We start from the raw sequence: 21,295 nt of genomic DNA, 5'->3' as shown, positions 1-21,295 counted from the left end.
CACGCAACCGCCCCGCAAGCTGCATCGCCCGCACCGAGTCCCCGCCGAGCCCGAAGAAGGAGCTCTCCCGGCCCGTCACCGGGTGACCGAGCAGCGTCGCCACCTCTTCGGCGACGAGTTGCTCCGTCTCCCCCACCGGTGGCGCCGGCACTGCCGGTGCCGCGTCGGCCGGTATCAGCCCGGCCAGTCGGGATCGGACGAGCTTGCCCGAGCCGGCCCGGGGCAGGGCGTCGACCACGACGACGCGGTCCGGCACCAGGCCGGAGGCCGTCCGCTGCCCGAACCAGGCGGCGAGCGCGGCCGGGTCGATCCCGTCCCCGCCGGCCGGCACCACGCACGCGACCAGCGCGGCGTCCGGCCCGGTCCCGGTGACCAGCACACCGACGTCGGCCACCTGCGGATGGTCCCGCAGGGTAGCCTCCACCTCGGCCGGCTCGACCCGGATCCCCCGGATCTTGGCGGTCGTCGCCCGCCCGGCAAACTCCACCACCCCGTCCGGCCCGATCCGGCCCAGGTCTCCGGTGCGGAAGAGGCGGGTCCCGGACCCGTCGGGGTCGGGTCGGAAACGGTCGGCGGTGGCAGCCGGATCCCCGGCGTAGCCGAGGGAGAGGTGCCGGGTCCGCACCACGATCTCGCCCAGCTCACCGACGCCGCACGGCCGGCCGTGCCGGTCGTGCACCGACAGGCGCACACCGTCGACGCCGACCCCCACCGGCACCGGGTCACGCTGGTCCCGGCCGGTGTCGTGCCAGCTCATCACCTGGGGTGTCTCAGTGGCCCCGTAGACGTTCAGCAGGGCCGCGTCCGGGGCCACCCTCCGCAGTCGTGCCAGCACATCGCGGGTGAGCAGGTCGCCGCCGAGGAAAACCAGTCGTAGCGGCAGTCGCAGCCCGGCCGGTGCCGTGGCCGCCAGGATCGTGGCCAGCGCCGGGGTGATGTGCACGACGCTCACCGCGGACTCGTGCAGCCACCCGGCGAGGTCTGCGATCTCGGCAAGGTCGTCGCCAGGCGGCAGGCAGAGGGTGGCACCGACGGCCAGCGGGGCGAAGAGGTCCCGCAGCAGCGGGTCGTGGCCGAGCCCGGCGAGCAGCGCCGTCCGGTCCGCCACGGTGAGGGCGAAGCGCTCGCGTTGCCACCGGAGAAAGTGCCCCAGCGGCCCGTGTGTGCCCAGCACGGCCCGCGGCCGGGCGGTGGTGCCGGTGGTGAAGGCCAGGTACGCCGGGTCATCGGGGGCGACCACGACCTCCCGGTCTGCCGCCGGCTCGTCGGTCAGCAGCCATCGCGGACCGTCGGCGAGCCGGATCACCGGCAGACCGTCGCCCGGCAGGACCGTCGCGACCGTCCCGCAGCCGAGCGCGGCGACCGGTGCGGCGACGTCGACGCAGGCGGCCAGGGCCAGTTCCGGAGCACCAGCGTCGAGCACCACGCAGACGCCGCCGGCCCGCCAGGTGCCGAGCAGCGCCACCGGCAGTTCCGGGGTACGCCGCGCCAGCACGACCACCCGGTCGCCGGGCCGCAACCCGGCCCGGAGTAGCCGGTTGGCCACCTGGCCGGCCCGATGGTCGAGTTCACCGTAGGTCAGGTCGACGCCACGGCCGGAGACCGCGACGGCTTCGGGACGCGCGGTCACGGCGAGGGCCACCTGAGCCGGTACGGTGGGTGCGGGCGTCGCGGCCGGGACGGCCCGTTCGACCGACGGGCCGGCGGACACATCGCGCAGGTCGATCAGGTCGACCTGACGACGCGGATCGGCGACTCCCTGCCGCAGGACGGTCTGCCACTGTCGCATCAGCGCCGCGATCCGGTCAGCGTGAAACAGATCGGTGTTGTAGAGCACCGACAGCCGGTAGCCGGTGGGATGTTCCTGCACGTAGACCGTGAGGTCGAACTTCGCGCCGACGTTCTGCGGCTCGCCGAACTCCGCGACCACGCCCGGCATCTCGGCCACCGCCGCCGGCACGTTGACCATGTTCAGCAGTACCTCGAACAGGGGAGCGCGGTCCAGGTCGCCGGAGCGACCCAGTTCGGCCTGGACCCGCTCGAAGGGCACCTGCTGGTGTTCGAACGCGCGCAGCGTCTCCTGCCGAACCCGGTCGATGACGTCGCCGAAGCTGGGGTCATCGTGCAGATCACAGCGCAGCGCCACCAGGTTGAGGAAACAGCCGATCAGCGGCGCAGTGTCGGGGTGGTCACGGCCGGCCACCGGGGTGCCGATCAGCAGGTCACGTCGCCCGGTCTGGCGGCTCAGCAGTACGGCCAGTGCGGCGAGCAGCACCACGAACGGGCTGGCCCCGGCCCGTTGACCGAGCGCGCGGATGCCGGCTGCCGTCCCCTCGTCGAGGTGGAACTCCTGTTGTCCCCCGTTGAACGTCCGGGTGACCGGCCGGGCGGCGTCGTGTGGCAGGCCGAGCGGCGTGACGTCGGCCAGCCGCTCCCGCCAGTACGCCAGCGCGGGGTCGTGCGCGTTGCTGTCGAGTTGTCGGCGCTGCCAGAGTGCCCAGTCGGGATACTGCACCGGCAGGGGCACCAACCGGGGTTCCCGGTCCTCGACCACCGCGGTGTAGCACTCGGACAGTTCCCGTACCACGATCGCCACGGACCAGCCGTCGCCGACGATGTGGTGCATGGTGATCAGCAGGTCGTACCGGTCCTCGGCGAGCCGGACCAGACGGACCCGCAGCAGCGGACCGGTGCCGAGGTGGAAAGCGGCGGTCGCCTCCGCCGTGGCGATCTGTTCGGCCGCCCGGTCGCGTTCCGGCGGGTCGTGCCGGCCCAGGTCGTCGACGGTCAGCTCCACCGCGGGGTCGGCGACGACCCGCTGCCACGGAGTGCCATCGGCGGCGCCGAACACCGTCCGCAGCGCCTCGTGCCGCACGACCAGCATCCGCACCGCACGGTGCAGAGCCGCGACGTCGAGGTGTCCGCGCAGGCGGACCGGGACGGCCATGTGGTAGGCGGGGTTGCCCGGGTCGATCTGTTCGAGAAGCCAGAACCGCAGTTGCGCGTCGGTGAGCGGGAACCGCCGGCCGCGGTCCGGGTCGGCGGTCGGCCCGACCGACCGGACCGCAACTCCGGCGTCGCGCAGGCGGGCCTGGAAACGGGCACGCTGTTCGGGGGTCGGCGCGGCGCGTCGGCGCGTCGGCCCGGTCACGGCGCGCCCACCAGGTCCTCGTCGGTCAGCTCGTCCTGCACCTGCTGCCAGATCCGGGCAATTTGCTCGGTCTGACCCGGGCTGGCCTCCCTGGCGGTCAGTGCCGCCGCGAGGCCCTCGACGGTGGGCTGTTCGAAAAAGATCCGCAGCGGCACGTCCACCTGGAAGATCTCCCGTACTTCGGCGATGATCTGGGTGGCCAGCAGCGAGTGCCCGCCGAGGGCGAAGAAGTCGTCGTGCACCCCGAGGTCGTCGTCGTCGGCGAGCGCCGACTGCCAGACCTCGACCAGCACCTCCTCGACCGGGTCGCGGGGTGGCACGTACGGCACCTCCTCGCCGTCGGACCCGCCGTCGTCCACGGTGGAGCCGAGCCACTCCAGTCGTGCGTCGTCGCGGACCCGGGCGAGGACTCCGGTGGGTTCGCCGCCGTCGACCCGGTGCACCGTGCCCCTGCGGCGGGCACCGGCGGGCTGCCCGAACCGGTCCTGGACGATCAGGGAGCAGCCGGGCAGCGGATGTCCGAGCCACCGGCCGTCGGCGTCCCGGGTGAACGCGCTCGACGGCTCCCCGCTGCCGGGGTCCAGCGGGACGAAGAATGCCGTCGGCGTGGCCGGCGGCCGGTCTCCGGTGTGTACCACGCGGATGCCGGGAGCGGTCGGATCGGCGGCCCGGCCGAAAGCGACGGTCGGTTCGCCGGTGTCGCCGAGGAGCAGCGTCGCCCCCGCGCTCAGCGCGACGAGGGCGGTCCATACCGTCTCCGGTGCGTCCGTCGCGCCGTCGATCCGGAGCCGGTCGGCGGGGCCGACACCCAGTTCCGCGTGCAGGGCGGGAACGGCCCGCCGGAGCGCGGCGTACCGGAGAAGCTGGTGGCGGGTACCGGCGGTGGAGTAGCGCAGCCATGCCGCGCCGGGCTCCGGCTCCCCCACCGGTGCGGGCCCGGCGCGTACCCCGTCCGGGCCGCTCAGCGCGGTGGGTGCGGCGTCCCCGATGACCTGGTCGTGCCACCACCCCGGGCGCTCGGCGGGCATGGGTACCACGGTGGCGTCGAGGGCCAGCACCGCCAGCAGGGTCACCAGCCGCTCGAGGTCGGAGCCGTCGCACGAGCCGACTCTGCTGCCCGCGGTCACCCCTGTGCTGCGCAGCTCGGCGGCCCGCTTCCGCACCAGCCCTGCCAGGTCGGCGTAGCTGGTCCGGCCGGCGCCGGTAAGCACGGCGGTTGACCTCCCGCCGTGCCGGACGCCGTCGGCGAGCAACCCGTCGATCGTCCAGTCCGCGGTCCGTGCCGTCGCGCCGGCCACGGACGGTGCCGGATCCGCAGCACGGGTCAGCACGCTCGCCGGCAGAGTCGGGTCATCGGTGGCTCGGCGTAGCAGCGCGACCAGTTCCCCGCCGAGCCCGGCGACCGTGGACTCGTCAAAGAGATCCCGGTTGTACTCGACGGTGCCCCGGATCAGGTCGCCCTCCTCCCACAACGACACGGTCAGGTCGAACTTCGCCGTACCGGTGGTCACGTCGAGCAGCTCCAGGTCGAGGTCGCCCAGGCGCAGGTGCGGCCGGGGCGCGTTCTGCCAGGCGAACACCACCTGGAACAGCGGGTTGCGGCCCAGGTCCCGGTCCGGCTGCACCGACTCGACCAGCAGCTCGAACGGCACGTCCTGCCCCAGCGAGGCGTCCAGTACGGTCTCCCGGACCCGGCCGGTCAGCTCCGTGAAGGTGGGGTCGCCGGACAGGTCCAGCCGTAGCGGCAGCGTGTTGGCGAAGAACCCGATGAGCTGCTCGGTCTCGACCCGGTTGCGACCGGAGATCGGGGAGCCGACCACGACATCGTCGACGTCGCTGTGGCCGGCGAGGACCAGCCCGAAGGCGCTCAGCAGCACCATGAACACGGTGGCCCGGCCCTGCTGCGCGACCTCGCGCACCGCTGCGGTCGTCGCCGGGTCAAGCTGCCACGGCAGGACCGCCCCTGCGAAGCTCTGCACCGCCGGGCGGGGCCGGTCGGTGGGCAGCCGCTGCGGCGGCACGTCGGCCAGCACCCGGGTCCAGCGCTGCAGGTGTGGGCGCAGCGACTCCGGCGTCAGCGCGGCGCGCTGCCAGGCGGCGAAGTCGGGGTACTGCACCGGCGGAGTGGGCCCCGGGTCGGGTCGGCCGGCGCGCAGCTCCGGGTACGCGGTGGCCAGTTCGTCGGTCAGGACGGCCAACGACCAGCCGTCCGCGATGCTGTGATGCAGGACGATCGACAGCACGTGCTCGGTGCGGTCGAGCCGGAACAGCCGAGCCGTCCACAGGGGACCGGTCGCCAGGTCGAGGGGGGTACGCGCATGCGCCGCCAGTGCCTCGGCCAGTCGACCGGGCCGGTCGTCCGCCGGCACCTCGCTGACCGGCACCCGGATCGGCGCGGGCGGGTCGACCCACTGCACGGGTGTGGTTCCGACCAGCCGGAACGTGGTTCGCAGCGACTCGTGCCGGGCGGCGACACCGGTCAGCGCGGCGTTCAGGGCGGCGTGGTCGAGTTCGCCGCGGAGCCGGACCGCGACCGGGATGTGGTACGCCACGTTGCCGGGCAGCAGTTCGTTGAGGAACCACAGCCGCTGCTGGGTGTACGACAGGGGGGCCGGCTCCGAATCGACGCGGCGCACCGGTCCCGCGTCGGCCAGCACGTCGTCGGTCAGCCGTTGCCGCACCTCGGCGGCGAGGCCCGTGACGGTCGGGTCGGTGAAGACCGCACGGGGCTCGAGTTCCACCCCGAAGATCGCGCGCAGGCGGGCGGTGAGCCGGGTGACCAGCAACGAGTGCCCGCCGAGGGCGAAGAAATCGTCGTCGCGGCCCACCCGCTCCACCCCCAGGAGATCGGCGACGAGGGTGGCGACGAGGGTGGCGACCTGGTCGTCGGCCGGCGGGGGTGCCGAGGTGGGACGGGCCACGGTCACCGCCGGCAGGGCGGTGAGGTCGACCTTGCCGTGCCGGGTGAGCGGCAGTTCGTCGAGGTGCACGAAGACCGCCGGGACCATCGCCGGCAGAACACGGCCGCGCAGGAAGGACCGAAGTGTATGGTCGTCGGCCCGCTCGGCACCGTTGCGGTCGACCAGGTAGGCGACGAGGGCGTGGTTCCGGTCGAGGCCCTCGATCCCGCGTACCACGGCGGCGGCGACGGTCGGATGGTCGGTCAGCGCCGCCTCGATCTCGGCGGGCTCGATCCGGACCCCCCTGATCTTGAGTTGCATGTCGGCCCGGCCGACGAACTCGATGTTCCCGTCGGGCAGTCGCCGGCCCAGGTCCCCGGTGCGGTACATGCGGGCTCCGGGCACGTCGCCGAACGGGTCCGGGAGGAACCGCTCGGCGGTGGCGGCCGGCAGGTCGTGGTAGCCCCGGGCCACCCCCGCACCACCGATGTGGATCTCCCCGACGGTGCCGGCCGGCGCCGGGTGGCCGTACCCGTCCAGGAGGTAGATCCGGTAGTGCCCCACCGGTCGGCCGATCGGCAGTGTCGGCCGGGTCGAGGAGCCGTCCACCCGGTAGGCGGTGCACCACACGGTTGCCTCGGTCGGCCCGTACTCGTTGACCAGCCGGGCCTGCGGCAGCACCTCGCGGTGCCGGTCGGCGACGGTGGTCGGGCAGGATTCACCCGCGAGCACCACCGACCGCAGCTCGGACAGGTGACCGGCGGGAAGCAGGTCGAGCAGCTCGAGGTAGAGCGACGGCACGCTCTCGAAGTGCGACACCCGATGCCGGTGCAGCAGTTCCCGGTGGTGACTCGGGTCCTGGTCCCGCTCCGGGTCGGGAAGCACCAGCGTGCCGCCTTCGAGCAGGGTCCAGAAGAGACCGGCCACCGAACTGTCGAAGCCGAGCGAGGAGATGAGCAGGAAGCTGCGCACCCGGTCGGGGAAGTAGCCGACACGGGCGAACGTGGAGTGGAGCAGGTTGTCGTGGCTGACCTCGATGCCCTTCGGCCGGCCGGTGGAACCGGAGGTGTACATCACGTAGGCCAGGTCGTCGGGGCCCGGCCGGGGTCCGTCCCCGTCCGCGCCCCGCCCGTCCCCGTCCGGCCCGTCGGGCCGCAGCACGGTCGGGGCGGCCGGACCGCCGTCGGGCACCGGGAGGTCGGTGACCAGCACGGTGATGCCGGCGTCACCCAGAATGTGGCGTACGCGGGCCGTCGGGGCGGCCGGGTCGACGGCGACGTACGCGCCACCGGCGCGCAGCGTGGCCAGGATGGCGACGATCGCCTGCGGTGAGCGGGGCAGGTGGATGCCGACCCGGTGACCCGGCCCCACCCCGGCGGCCCGCAGCCGCCCGGCCAGCCCGGCGCTGCCCGCGTCCAGGGCGGCGTAGCTGAGGGCGGTGTCACCACAGCGGACCGCCACGGCCTGCGGGGTCCGGGTGGCGTGGGCGAGGATCAACTCGTGCAGTCGTACGTCGGTCGGGGGTGACAGCACCTCGGGCGCCGTCCACCTGGCGTTCTCCGGGCGGGTGGTCGCCGGCAGCGCGCCGATCGGCCGGTCGGGCCGTTCGGTCAGCGCGGTGAGCAGCAGTTCGTACCCGGCGGCTAGGTCGTCGACGGCGCTGGCCAGCACCGCCGTCGGCTCGTACTCCCAGGCGAGGAGCAGGCGGCCGGTGACCGGGGCGGCCCGGAGCACCAGGTCGGCGGTGGCGGCGTGGCGGGGCAGCGGCCGGGGGGTGAGGCGCAGCGCGCCGAGCGCCAGCGGGGTGGCCGGGTCCTCCATCGCCAGTGCGGCGACCGCCGCTCCGCCGGGCGCCTGCTCCAGCACGAACATCGCCTGGACCGGGAGGGCCGATCCGTTTCCACCGGCGGCCCGCAGATCGCGGACCACCTCCGCGTAAGGGTGGTCGCGGTGATCGAGGGCGGCGGCGACGCGGGCCGCGTTCGTCGCGAGCAGGTCGGTGAAGGTGGGGTTGCCGCTCAGGTCGGCCCGGTGCACCACGGTGTTGAGCAGGTGGCCGACGGTCGCCGCGGAGGCGGCGTCGCGGTGCAGCGCGGCCGGTGATCCCACCAGCAGGTCGGTCTGACCGGTGAATCGGTGCAGCAGCACCTGGAAGGCGGAGAGCAGCACCACGTAGGGGGTGGTGCGGGCGCTCACGGCCAGTGCGGTGACCCGGTCGACGACCGGCCCCGTCAGCACGCCCCGGATCGTCGTCGGCGTCGCCCGCTCGGTGCTGTCGCCGGTCGGGGCCGGCAGGGTGAGCGCGGCCGGGTCGCCGACGAGCGCGCCGGCCCAGTACCGCCGCGACTCGTCCCGGCGGGCCGGGGTGGCGACGATCCGGCGCACGGCCCGCCGGTGGTCACCCGGCTCTGGCAGGTCGACCGTCGCACCGGTCACCTCGGCCGGGTAGATCCGGCGTAGCTCGTCGAGGAGGACCGCCGCCGACCATAGGTCCATCGTGATGTGATGCGCGGCCAGCAACAGCACCTGAGGGCCGGCGGTCGGAGTGAACAGGCAGGCCCGCACCAGGGGGCCCCGGGCCAGGTCGAACGGTTCCCGGGCCCGGCTGGCGAGGACGGCGTCAAGGTCGGCGGGGGCGCAGGTCACCTCGTCGAGCAGCCGGGGCGGTAGTTCCGCCTCGGCAGCCACGGGAGCGCCGTCCCGCTCGGGGTAGCAGGTGCGTAGCGCCGGATGCCGGGTGAGCAACCGGCGCAGCGCCCGGTCGAGGGCGTCCGCGTCAGGTACTCCTCCGTCGATGGTGAACGCCCTCGACAGGTGGTAGGCGGTCGACGTGGGGTCGAGCCGGTGCAGATACCACAGCGCCTCCACGCCGGGGGAGATCGGAGTGACGCTGTCGTCGTCGGCCGGGCCGGCCTCCCGGTCGGTGAGCCGGCCGGCGAGCTGTTCCGCGAGGTCGGCGATCGACCGGGGCTGGAGCAGGCCGCGCAGGTCAAGGTGGACGCCGGTGAGACGTTCGAGGTCGTGCAGCAGTTGCGCCGAGGCGAGGGAGTCCAGTCCCAACGCGTCGAGCCGGTCCGCGGCGGTGATCTGCCCGGTGCCGCCGCCGGTGGCCCGGTCGATCAGCCCAATCAGGTGCTCGGCCAGTTCGGCGGCGGTGCGGGGCCGGAGGAGCGGCCCGGCGTCGCCCGCGGGCGGCTCGGTGACCGCCGGCCCGCCGGCGTCGCGGTGGACGACGTCGAGGGTGCCCGCACGGTACCGGGCGGCGGTCTCCCGGCGTTGCGTCTTCCCGCTCGAGGTCTTGGGAACGGTCCCCCGGGAGACGAAGACGATCTCGTGGACCGGAGCGTCGTGGACGGTGCCGACGAGTTGCCGGATCCGGTGGGCCGCCTCGGCGTCGGCCGGTACGGCATCCGCGTGCCGCTCGGCGACCACCACGACCCCTTCGGTCTCCTCGACGGTCACCGGGAAGGCGGCGACACAGCCCGGCCGGACCCCGACCGCCGCGGTGACGGCGGTCAGCTCGATGTCCTGCGGGTAGAGGTTGCGGCCCCGCACCACGATGACGTCGCTGGACCGACCGGTGACGAAGAGTTCCCCGTCGAGCAAAAAGCCGAGATCCCCGGTACGCAGGAAGCTGCGGCCGGCCCGCTCGACGAACCCCGCGTGTCCCGCAGGCGTACGCCAGTAGCCCGCACAGACGCTCGGCCCGTGGACCTGGATCTCGCCGACCTGCCCGTCGCCGCGTTCGGCGCCGGTGACCGGATCGACGATCGCGACGATCTGGTCGCCCAGCGGCCGGCCGGAACTGACCAGGGTGGTCGCCGGGTCGTCGTCGCGGGGTGACCGGGCCAGGCCCGCGGCGAGTGCCCGGGGGTCGACCTGGTGATGGACGGCGCCCTGCCCGGCGGGCGCGCCGGTCACGATGAGGGTGGCCTCCGCCAGCCCGTAGCAGGGCAGGAAGGCGGTCGGCCGGAAGCCGTAGGGCGCGAAGGTCGCCGCGAACCTTTCGAGCACTCCGGCGTGGATCGGCTCCGACCCGCTGAAGGCGACCTGCCAGCCGCTGAGGTCGAGATCCGCGCAGCGCTCCGGGTCGAAGCGGCGGACACAGAGGTCGTAGGCGAAGTTCGGGCCGCCGCTGGCGGTGATGCTCTGCGCGGTGATGGTGTCCAGCCAGCCCAACGGGTCGGTGAGGAATTCCAGCGGGGAGGCGAGGACCATGTCGAAGTCCACGTAGAGCGGTTGCAGGATGCCACCGATCAGTCCCATGTCGTGGTAGAGCGGCAGCCAGCTCATCCCTCGGGACCGGCGGTGGGTCCCGAACGACGAGCGGATCAACTCCAGGTTGTGGCAGAGGTTGGCGTGGCTGACGACAACGCCTCGGGGGGTGGTCGTCGACCCGGAGGTGTACTGGAGGAAGGCGGTCGTAGCGGGGGTGATCGGCGGTCGGCGCCAGTCGGCGGCGGCCGAGTCGGGCAGCGCATCGGTGGCGATCCAGGTCAGTGCCGGGACCTCGGCCAGGGTGGCCAGACCGGTGCCGAGGTCCACCAGGTCCTCGGTGGTCAGGGCGGCGGCGGGGGCAGCGTCGACGGCGACGGCGATCAGCCGGGGCAGGCTGCGTTCCAGCCTGGCCGGGTCCGGCGGAAAGACCGGAACCGCCACCACGCCCGCGTACAGGCAGCCGAAGAACGCCGAGACGTACTCCAGACCGGGCGGGTAGACCAACAGCACCCGCTCACCGCGCAGACCCCGGGCGAGCAGTTCCGCACCGATCGCCCGGGCCCGAAGGTCGAGGTCCGCGAAACCGAGCCGGTGGCGGTCGGCCCCGGACAGGTAGGTGTAGCCCCGGTCGCTGCCGGTACGGGACGTCAACAGGTCGACAAGCGTGTCGCCGACCTCGGTACCACCGTGGGGTGCCATGCCGCTCCTCGCGTCCGCGTGCTGTCCGGCCGACTACTCGCCGCCCTGCGCCGCGAGCCGGCGGCGCAGGCTCAACGGGCGCATGTCGGTCCACACCTCGGCGATGTACGCCAGGCAGTCCGCCTTCGGCCCGGTCCGTCCGGCGTCCCGCCACCCCGGGGGGAGATCCCGGTCGGCCGGCCAGATGGAGTACTGCTCCTCGTCGTTGACCACCGCGCGGTAAATCGTGCGGTCCTCATCGGGTTCCATGCGCTGCTGTCCTCTCGCTCGGCTTTCGCTGCGGGTCGGGTCTCGTCGTCAGCCGCGCGCCGCGGCGTCCGCCGCCGGATCGTCGCGGCCGGCTAGGTCTACGATCACGGTGCGGAACTCACTGGTGTACGGCTGCCCGTCGCCGTCGCGTAGCCAGTTCTGCGAGGCGGTGGGCAACATCTCGGTGAACGTCGCGGAGCCATCGGCCGGCCCGTGCTCGAGGGCGCGGCGCAGCCCCTTGACCATGACGTTGACCAGGATCGGGCTGGTGAAGTCGAGGTAGAGCGGCTTCTGCTCGGTGGGCAGCTTGACGAAGACCTGCTCCGGCAGGTCGTGGTCCCGGGCGAACCCGCGCGACGCGACGAACCGGTTCACCTCGCCGTCACCGGCGAGGTGACGTAGTTCAGCCAGCGGAAAGCGCCAGGATTCGCGCTGCGCCACCAACCGACCGATCTGTACGCGGGGGGTGTGTGACCGGCCGATGGTCAGGCCGAACACGTCGACGACGTTCGTGGAGAGCAGTTCGCCGACCAGTTCCACCGCCGGCAGGTCGATCCGCCGGTCGAAGGTACGGGCCCGCAACACGCCGTCGACTTCCTCGATGACCAGGTCACTGATCGCGACCTGGTTCTCCACCGGCACCGACGGATCGGCGAACTCGTGTGACATCAGTAGCTGGAGGTCGGTCGGGCGGCGCAGGGCGTCGCGCGTGCTCGAGGTGATGCCGGGCCACCCCCGGGGTGCCACGGTGGCCACCACCTGGGTGGGCAGGTCCCAGGCGGTGTACCCGGACAGCTCGCCCGGGTCGGGGTGGTTGTCGGCGAACCCGGCGGCGGCGAGGGTGTTGTTGACCGCGTGCATCTCGCCAAGCACGAGGGTGTACTCGCCGCGTTCAACGGCTGCGACGTCGGCTGCGGCGACAAGTACGTCCGGGCTGTGGTAGCGCGCGTAGCCCCAGCCTGGCCGTTCGGCGGGGAAGACCCGCGCCACGGCCTCCCGGACCGAGGCGGCGTCGCGATGGACGACCCGCTCCCCCGAGTCGAGGTCGAGCAGCTGTTCCCAGCGACGCTGGAACTCGTCCCGCAGGTTCGTGATGAAGGGGGCAGGTTGTTGCCGGTCGCTGCCGAGGCCGGGGAAGAGCCGTGGCAGCACCTGCCACAACCGGGCGGCGGGCACGTAGCTCTCCGGCCTGCCCGCCCGCAGCTCGTGGAAAAGGTCGAGCAGTCCGGTGTGCGCCAGTTGGGCGGCCCGCACGCTGAACCATCGCAGGCTCTGGAGCAGGGGCACGAGGGCAACGCCCAGTTCGGTGCGGATCTCCGGGCCGAGGTCGACGTCGAGGTCGCGTGTGCAGTCCTCGTAGACGATTGCCCGGGCGGCGTACATCTGCCCGTGTCCACGTACGGCGGGTTGGCCGGTGAGCCGGGTGAAGATTCGTTCCGCTGTCTCCAGGCTGCGGTAGAGCGGCTCGACCGTGCCGGCACTGGCGGCGACCGCGCCGATCGCGCTCTGGTAGACCTGGAGCATCCGCCGGGCGACCGGCTGGAGACGGTCGTCGTCGATCCCGTCCAGCAGGGCGGACAGTTCACGCTCGGGGGTGGCGACGAAGGGCACCTCCAGATGCCATTCCGTGATCCCCCGGTTGGTCAGATCGGCGAGGAGGGCGTACACCTCCTCCTCGTCCCGCAAAGCCTGGTCACCGGCGGCCAAGGCCAGAGCGGCCACGTCGCGGGCCGACCGCTGGCCGTCGCAGGCGGCGAGGACGGCGACCTGCCCCGGCGACAGGTGGATCGGGGGTGACCCGGAGGCCTGCACGACGTCCTCGGTGCGGTGCGCGAAGGGCAGCACACGGGGGCGGGCCCACCGCCGGGCGTTCGGGAGCGCCCCAATCGCCTCGGCCAGCGCGTCGATCCCCCACTGCTCGCAGTTGACCCGGCGGTCCCGGATCAGTCCCGGACCGGACACGGCGGTCAGCGCCGGCCCCGTGTCGAGAAAACGCGCCCAACTGATCGGGCCGAAGAAGCCGATGCTGTCGTTCTTGGCGCAGTAACGCTGCGCGTAGCGGGCGATGAGTTCCTCACGCCGCCGTCGGGTCTGGTTGTACGACCCGCCGGCTCCGTCGCGCCGCAGCGGGACGACGACGGTCTGGAACGCCTCCCGGTTCTGCCAGACGATCGCCTCGGCGATCCGGTCGTCGGCCACCAGATCGGCGGTGGCGGCGGAGGTCCGGGCCTGCGCCTCGCCCCAGGTGCGGTCGAGTTCGGCACTGGCCTGGCTGGTGGCCCGCCGGGCGGCATCGAGGACGTCGACCGCGGCGACGACCTCCGGCGGCAGACCTTCCGGCAGTGGCTTGCCGCGGTGCAGTGCCTTGATGGCGTTCAACAGCGGGCGGCGCAGCGGTGAATCCCAGTCGTCGGACTCACGCAGGTCGTCGAGGCAACCCCGGACGACAGCCAACGCCCGGCTGCGGGCCTGTCGTTCGTCGTCGCGTGCGCCGTTGAGCCGGTCGGCGGCGGCCGCCGCCGCAGCGTCGGAGAGGGGGGCCAGCCGGGTCAGCGGGAAGCCGGCCGAGCGGAGGCAGGACCAGCGCCAGATCGCCCACTCGTCCGAGGCCAGGTCGGCCAGGTGCGGAGGTAGCCCGGTGATCCTCACGATGCCTCCTGACGTGCCGACCGTGTGCGCCACAGCGGGGTGCCGAGACCGGCCAGCGCCACCAGGAGGTTGAGCAGCCCGACCACGACGAAGACCGTGGTCGTGGCGAACCGGTCGGCCGCGGCGCTGACCAGGACGATGCCCAGCGCCTCGGTGGCGAGGAAGACGGTCAGCACGGCGGCCGACACCCGTCCCAGCAGCGGGTCGGGGGTCACCTCCTGCCGCAGTGTGGTGCCAAGGATCGCGGCCACCACCTGCCCGTACGCGAAGACGACGGCGAGCGGGGCCACCATCCAGATCGAACCGCCGAGGCTGACGGTGGCCAGCGCGACCCCCTGCACGGCCACACTCAGCAGCCACGCCCGTCCGACGCCGAGGAGTCGCCGCAGCGCGCCGGTGCTGACCGCCGCCAGGATCGCACCGACGCTGGCCAGGCTCAGCAACAGGCCGATCTGACCACTGCCGACACCGAGATCGGTACGCAGGTAGTAGATGAACAGCATGGTGGTGCCGGCGATGAGCATGCCGTTGACCAGTTCGAGGGCGACCAGGTGCCGCAGGAAGGGGTGGGCCAGGATGAACCGGAGGCCGGCGAGGCGCCCGGCCAGGGGTACCGGGGTGGACTCGTCGACGGCGCCGGCAGTGATCCGGGCGGCGATACGCGGCCGGACGAAGGCCCAGGCGAGCGCCGACACCCCGAAGGTCAGGGCGTTGATGCCGATCGCGTCGGCCTCACTGGTCGCCGCGATGACGACTCCGGCGAGCGCGGGCCCGATACCGTACGCCACCTCACCGAGGGTGATCAGTTGCCCGTTGGCACGCACCAGGCGGTCCCGGCCGACGATCTGCGGCATGATCGCTCGCAGGCCGACCGTGGAGAGGCTCACCGCGATGCTGCTGGCCACCACCACGGCGTAGATGAGCCAGATGCCGTACCGGTCCCAGACGGACGCCGGGGCGAACCACCAGACCAGCGGAACCGAGCCGGCGAGGGCGAACTGCGCCCAGTCGCAGGCCATCAACAGCCGTCGCCGGTCGACCTGGTCGACGATCGGTCCGGCCAGGACACCACCGACCAACTGCGCCACCATGGAAAGCCCGGCGACCACACCCATCTGGGTGGCCGATCCGGTGCTGGCCAGAACGAGCAGCGGCATGGCCACGTTGGCGAACGCGTCACCGAGGGCCGAGACGGACTGCCCGGCGAGCAGGAAGCCGAAGCCCCGGCCGCGAGACGAGGGCGCGTCGGCGGACGGCCCGGTGCCCACCTTGTCCGCGGTGGCTCCTGCCGGGGCTATGACTTTCCTCCTCGGACCGGATGATTCGGGGCCTGCGCGCCGCGGGTGCCCAGGAATGGTTCCCGCCGGAATTCGGGTGTCCGTAGTCGCAGCCTGGACAAAAAGATCATTAGCTGCGCGACGGGCGGAGCGGAGAAGGCCACGTCGCGGTCGGCAGATTGCCCGCAACCGTTAACTGGATTCAAATTGGCACATTTATGCCAATCTTTGGGAGTCCGCTCCTCATGGCCCGCGGTCGCCACTTCAGGCACCGGCGCGACGACGACAGCGAGCCACCCCGAAGGGCGACGGGGTAGCCATGCTACCTGCACATAAGACGAAAAACGGCGCAGCGTCGAGCGGGGTCCCAGCAGCGACATTGGCGTAGAGTAGCCCCACCGGATGGGTCTGGCAACGCACCATCGGCGTTAAGTTTGCCCCCCTCCCAAATTTCTGCCCGGAGCGGCGAAATCACACCACGGGGTCGATTGCTCACGGTACGCTACGACGGCTCGCGGGGCCGCAGGAATATCTCACTCTTCAATGAAAGTCAATGCGGAACGCCGTTTCCGAGAAGCGTTCCGAGACCATTGCGCGGCCTAAATTGTTCTGCTAGACAATGTGACCACACGGCGATCCGGCAGGCTGGGTGTCGGCGCGCTCAGCGAGGAGGTGGTCGTGCTGAAGGTGTCGCGGGGCGCCCCCGTGGTGGGTGCCGGTCTGCTGCTGGCCGCCGCTTGGTCCGCGTTGGCGTCCGTGGCGACCCCGGGGCCGATGCCGCCCTCGGCGCCCAACGACCAGTTCTCCGCCGAGCGCGCGATGGCCCACATCCGAGCCGTCGCCACCGCCCCCCGTCCCACCGGCAGCCCCGGCGCCGAGGCGGCCCGCGATTACCTGGCCCATACTCTCACCGGCCTCGGCGTCAGCCCGACCAGACACGTCGCCGACGTCTGCCGTCCCGGTCCCGTCGAACCTGCTTGTGGACGGGTACAGAACCTGTCCGCCACGATTCCCGGCCGGGACGCGCGGGGAACCGTCGTGCTCGTCGCGCACTACGACTCGGTGCCCGGTGGCCCCGGCGCCTCGGACAACGGCCTGGGTCTCGCCACCGCCCTGGAGATCGCGCGAGCCCTCCTCGCCGGCCCGCCCCCGGCCAACGACGTCCGCCTGATATTCACCGACGGTGAGGAGGCGGGGCTGCTCGGCGCCGCAGCGGCACTCGACACGGGGCTGCTGCCGGACCCGGCCTCAACCGCGATCGTCAACCTGGAGTCACGCGGGCAGTCCGGCCCGGTCGTGATGTTCGAAAGTGGTGACGACAACCTCGCGATGGCCCGGGCGCTTGACGGCAACTCCGCCGTGGCCACCTCTCTCGCGGAGCTCGTCTACCGGCTCCTCCCCCACGAGACTGATTTCAGCGTGTTCCGGGCCGCCGGCTACACCGGCATGAACGTCGCTCCCGTAAGGGGTTCAGCCCGCTACGACACCGCTCGCGACGATCTGTCCGCCGTCGACCCGGCGACCCTGCAGGACATGGGAGACTCCGTGCTGCCGGCGGTACGCCGACTCGCGCGCACCGATCTGCCCGCCGTACTCGGTGCTGGTCCTTCAACCTACTTCCCGGTCTTCGACCGGCTCGTCGTGCTGCCCACCACGGCGGCGTACGGTCTGGGGCTGCTGGCAGCAGGTCTCGTGGCGTCGGCCGTCGTCGTCGCCGCCCGGCGCGGACAGCTCCGGGCCAGCCGGGTGGCGCTCGCCGCCGCCGGTTTGATCGGCGTGCCGCTGGCCGCCGGTCTGGCCGGGACCGCCGGCTGGTGGACGGCGATACGCCTGCGGCCCGACCTGGTCGGTTTCGTACTCGGTGACCCCTACACGCCCCTCCTGGCGTACACCGGCTTCGCGGTCGCCGCCGCCGCGATCGCCCTCGCCGTCACCAGCCTGGTGCGCCGCGCAGCGCGCGGACCCGAACTACTCGCCGCCGGGCTCGTCCTCGCCACCGTGGTCGGTGCCACCGCCCTCATCGTCGCCCCCGGCGCCGCTTACCTTTTCCTGCTACCCGCCGGCGCGGGGACCGTCGCCCTCGCGGTCGACCACCGGGGCGGCGTCCACCGGCGGTGGCTCGCCGGGGCGGCTGCGGCGGCCGTGACGCTCGCGACCTGGCTGCCGCCGACGCTGCTGCTCTTTCCGACGACCGGGCTCTCCCTGGTCGCCGTACCGATGGCCGTGCTCGGCCTCCTGGTGGCAGCGGTCACCGTCCTGCTCGATCCGCGCGCCGGTCCGGGGCAGGCACCGGTCGGGCGGGCCGACGGTGGTGAGGCACCGAAGCGGCGCGCCGTACGTCGGCTGCGCGTCGCGGCGGTCGCGCTGCTGGCGGGGTCGGGACTGGTCGTCGGCGTCGGTGACGCGGTCACCGACCCCGTCGACGACCGGCACCCCCGGCAGGTGTCGCTCATCTACTCCTGGGATGCCGATGCCGGCATCGCTACCTGGCTGAGCCCCTACCCCGCACCGAACACCTTCGTCGACCGCTACGTCGGCGGCCGACCGACCGCCCCCGACGGATCGCTGCCGCTGCTCTACTCGCCGGCCTACCGCAGTGGCCCAGCCCGGGTCGTTCCGGTGGTCGAGCCGTGGTCCACCGTCGTCGCGGACCGCACCGCCGGCACCACCCGGACGGTCACAGTCCGCGTGGGTAGCACCGACGCCGCCGCCAACCGCATCGGCGTGTACGTCGACGGCGAGGTCCGCGCCGCCCGGGTCGCCGGGCGACCGCTCGCCGGCGGCGTCAACCGCCCGTCTGACGTCGGCTGGCAGTGGGGGTTCACCGTCGTCGGCGCGCCCGTCGAGGGCACCGAGGTCCAGCTCGACGTCCCGACCGATTCCCCGCTGCGGGTACGGCTGCTGGCCCAGAGCGCGCAGTTGCCGTCGGCTGCCCTCGACGCACCGATGCCCGACGACGTCACCGGTGCCATCGGGCCGGCCGTCCAGACCCTGGCCGCGGTGACCCGGCAATGGTGACCCGGCATCCGTCCCCCGCCTGCCCCTCGCCGACACTCTGCCCGGTGCCCCACGACCCCTTGGCGGTGAATCGTGACCAGCTTGCTTCCCCAGCCCGTCCGGCCTGATCTGCGGACGACCATCACGCAGCTCGTCGCGCACTGGGTGCACGTCGCCCCCGACGCGCCCGCGATCCGCTACGGGGCGGACGAGATGCGCTACGGCGAACTGTCCGCCCGCGCCGACCAGCTCGCCGCGCTGCTGGCCGAGCACGGGGTACGCCCCGAGACGGCGGTGGCGGTCGTGCTGCCCCGGGGCCCGGAGCTGGTCGTGACGATGCTCGCGGTGCTGCGGGCCGGCGGGTACTACGTGCCGCTGGATCCGGCCTACCCCGTCGAGCGGCAACGGTTCATCCTCACCGACTCCCACGCCGCCCTGGTGGTCACCGACGCCGCCCACGCCGACAAGCTGCCCGCCGACTCGCCACCCGTGCTCCGCATCGATGACCAGGACTCGTACGACCCAGCCGACGGCGTGCGCACGCCTCCGGTCGACGCGACGCCGGACGGCACCGCGTACCTGATCTACACCTCCGGGTCCACCGGCCGCCCCAAGGGGGTGGTGGTCGACCACGCCAGCGTCACCGAGCTGGTCACCGCCGAACCACGGATCGCCGTCGCGCCGGGCGATGTGGTGGCCCAGCTCGCGCCGACCTCATTCGATGCCTCGACCTTTGAGATCTGGGGAGCGCTGTGCCGGGGCGGGACGCTGGTGCTGTTCGACACGACCGTCGTGGGTATCGCCGAGCTCGCCGCCCAGATACGCCGTTGGCGGCCCGACTGGCTCTTCCTGACCACCGGCCTGTTCCACCTGATCGTCCGCTACGACCCGGCCGCCCTGGACAGCGTCGGATGCCTGATCACCGGTGGTGACGTGCTGTCGCCGGAGTACGTGGCCGAGGCCACTGGCCGGACCCGGCTCTACGCCGCCTACGGACCGACCGAGACGACCGTCTTCGCCTCCCTGCACGCCGTCACCGCGCCCCCAGGCGACCGGGTGCCGATCGGGACCCCCCTGGCCGGCATGCACTGGCGGGTGCTCGACCCGCAGCTGCGGCCGGTCCCCGACGGCGAGATCGGCGAGATCTTCCTCGGCGGCGTCGGGGTCGCCCGCGGTTACCACGGTCGGCCGGAGCTGACCGCCGAGCATTTCCTGCCGGATCCGTTCAGCCCCGAGCCCGGCCGGCGCATGTACCGCACCGGTGACCGGGGCGCCCGCCGTCCCGACGGTGCCCTCGACTTCCACGGACGGCTCGACCGGCAGGTCAAGATCCGCGGCTTCCGGGTCGAGCTGGGCGAGATCGAGGCGGTGCTGCGGCGCCACCCGGACCTGGCCGATGCTCTCTCGGTGGCGGTCAGCACCAGTGCCGAGGAGAAGCGGATCGCCGCCTACGCGGTGCCCCACCCGGGCCGGCAGGTCAACACCTTCGCCCTGCGGGCCTGGCTCGGCGAGCGGCTGCCCGGCTACCTGATGCCGGCGACCCTGGTTCTCCTCGACGACCCGCCGCTGGACCCCAACGGCAAGCCGGACCGGTCCCGGCTGCCCGCGCCCTGGACCGCCCGTGCCGACCTGGCCAACCTGCCGGACTACTGCGCGCCCGCCACCGACCTGCAACGGCTGCTCTGCGAGGTCTGCGCCGAGGTTCTCGAACTCGATCAGGTCGGCGTCGACGACGACTTCTTCGAACTCGGGGGTGACTCGCTGCGCAGCGTCTGGCTCCTCGAGCGCCTCCGGAGCGTCGGCGTGGAGATCAGCGCGGGGGAGTTCTTCGGCGGCCCGACCCCACGCGACCTGGCCGACCTGGTCGGCACCCGGTCGGCACGGACACCGGAGGCGGCACGATGGAGCTGAGCGCCACCCCCCGGGCGCTTGTCGAGCTCGGTGACATCGAGCTGTACGACCCGGCCGCCTACCAGACGGCCGACCAGCACGCGACCTGGCGGACCCTGCGGCAGAACGCCCCGGTGTGGTTCCACGACCGCCCGGGGGCGACCGGCTTCTGGTGCGTCACCCGGCACGCGGACTGCGAGACCGTCATCAAGGACCATCAGACCTTCAGCTCGCAGGAGGGGACGATCCTCGCCTCGGTCGGCGTCGGCGACGCGGCGGGCGGGCAGACCATCACCCTGATGGACCCGCCGCGGCACGGGACGGTCCGTGGCCCGACGATGCGGGCGCTCGGCCACGCTGTCGTACGGGATCGCGCCCCTCGGATCCGGGAGCGGGTACGCGACCTCATCGCCCCCTGTCACGACGGTGAGCAGGACTTCGCGCGGTTGATGCGGCGACTGCCGATGATCATCGCCGGGGAGCTGATGGGCGTTCCCGAGCGTTACTGGGACGACATCGCCATCTGGGCGGCGGCCTGCATCGCGCCCGACGACCCGGAGTACGCGCTCGCGTCGACACCGGCCCGGACCCTGCGAATCGCCCACCACGAGTTGTTCGCGTGCTTCCGCGAGCTAATCCAGGACCGGCGACGGTCTCCGCGACAGGACCTGATCTCCGTACTGATCTCGCTCGACGCCCTCGACGACCGGGAGGCGCCGGTGCAGGACTGGCGGATCCTGCTCAACTGCTACAGCTTCATCCTGGGCGCCAACACCACCACGCCCCACGTGGCCAGCCACACCCTGCTCGCGCTCGTCGACCGGCCCGACGTGTGGGCGCAGCTCACCACCGACCCCGCCGCCGTCGCGGGACTGGTCGAGGAGGGCGTCCGGTGGACCTCGCCGACGCACCACCTGGTCCGTCGGGTCACCGCGGATACCAGCATCGGTGGCGTGTCGATCCCCAAGGGCGACTGGGTGGTCGCATGGATCGCGTCAGCCAACCGGGACTCGGCGGTCTTCACCGACCCGTTCACCTTCGACATCCACCGCTCGCCGAACCGTCACCTCGGCTTCGGTGGCGGCCCGCACTACTGCATCGGAGCACCGTCGTCGCGGTTGGCCCTGTCCATCCTCTTCGAGGAACTGGCCGCCGCATACACCCGGTTCGACCGGGTCGGACCGCTGGTCCACCTTCAGTCGAACTGGATAAACGGACTCGTCTCGATGCCCGTGCAGGGCATCCCACGGCACTGAGGAAGGCGC

At 72.7% G+C, this 21,295-nt stretch carries 8 protein-coding genes; 3 read left to right on the top strand and 5 right to left on the bottom strand.

Features of this window, described 5'->3' with window-relative positions; genetic code table 11:
* The 5 genes from Vlu01_RS17570 to Vlu01_RS17550 form a co-directional block, all read right to left on the bottom strand.
* A partial coding sequence (locus tag Vlu01_RS17570; protein WP_204000683.1) for a non-ribosomal peptide synthetase occupies nucleotides 1–3,151 on the bottom strand: 3,151 nt, incomplete at its 3' end.
* Nucleotides 3,148–10,968, bottom strand: a complete 7,821-nt coding sequence (locus tag Vlu01_RS17565) for a non-ribosomal peptide synthetase (RefSeq protein ID WP_204000681.1) — start codon at nucleotides 10,966–10,968, stop codon at nucleotides 3,148–3,150. The genes Vlu01_RS17570 and Vlu01_RS17565, both read right to left, overlap by 4 nt.
* 33 nt (nucleotides 10,969–11,001) lie before the next feature.
* A complete protein-coding gene (locus tag Vlu01_RS17560) occupies nucleotides 11,002–11,217 on the bottom strand; it encodes an MbtH family protein (protein WP_204000679.1) in 216 nt (71 codons plus the stop codon).
* Between the two features lie 48 nt (nucleotides 11,218–11,265).
* Nucleotides 11,266–13,866: a lantibiotic dehydratase gene (locus tag Vlu01_RS17555; protein WP_204000677.1), complete on the bottom strand. Its 2,601-nt coding sequence runs from the start codon at nucleotides 13,864–13,866 to the stop codon at nucleotides 11,266–11,268.
* Entirely contained in the window at nucleotides 13,863–15,134 is a 1,272-nt protein-coding gene (locus Vlu01_RS17550) for an MFS transporter (protein ID WP_204000674.1), read from the bottom strand. The genes Vlu01_RS17555 and Vlu01_RS17550 overlap by 4 nt, the downstream gene beginning before the upstream one ends.
* 630 nt (nucleotides 15,135–15,764) lie before the next feature.
* Between Vlu01_RS17550 and Vlu01_RS17545 the strand changes: the two genes are divergently transcribed.
* The 3 genes from Vlu01_RS17545 (at nucleotide 15,765) to Vlu01_RS17535 (ending at nucleotide 21,286) form a co-directional block, all read left to right on the top strand.
* A complete protein-coding gene (locus tag Vlu01_RS17545; protein WP_204000671.1) occupies nucleotides 15,765–18,161 on the top strand; it encodes a M20/M25/M40 family metallo-hydrolase in 2,397 nt (798 codons plus the stop codon).
* 72 nt (nucleotides 18,162–18,233) lie between these two features.
* On the top strand, nucleotides 18,234–20,051 hold the full coding sequence (locus tag Vlu01_RS17540) for a non-ribosomal peptide synthetase (protein ID WP_204000667.1): 1,818 nt from the start codon (nucleotides 18,234–18,236) through the stop codon (nucleotides 20,049–20,051).
* On the top strand, nucleotides 20,042–21,286 hold the full coding sequence (locus Vlu01_RS17535; protein ID WP_204000664.1) for a cytochrome P450: 1,245 nt from the start codon (nucleotides 20,042–20,044) through the stop codon (nucleotides 21,284–21,286). Before Vlu01_RS17540 ends, Vlu01_RS17535 begins: the two co-directional genes overlap by 10 nt.
* Nucleotides 21,287–21,295: the final 9 nt, after the last annotated feature.

This window comes from Micromonospora lutea (genome assembly GCF_016863535.1).
Classification (GTDB): Bacteria; Actinomycetota; Actinomycetes; order Mycobacteriales; family Micromonosporaceae; genus Micromonospora; species Micromonospora lutea.
Note: the sequence above shows the minus strand (reverse complement) of the source record. Positions and strands in the feature narration are given on the sequence as shown.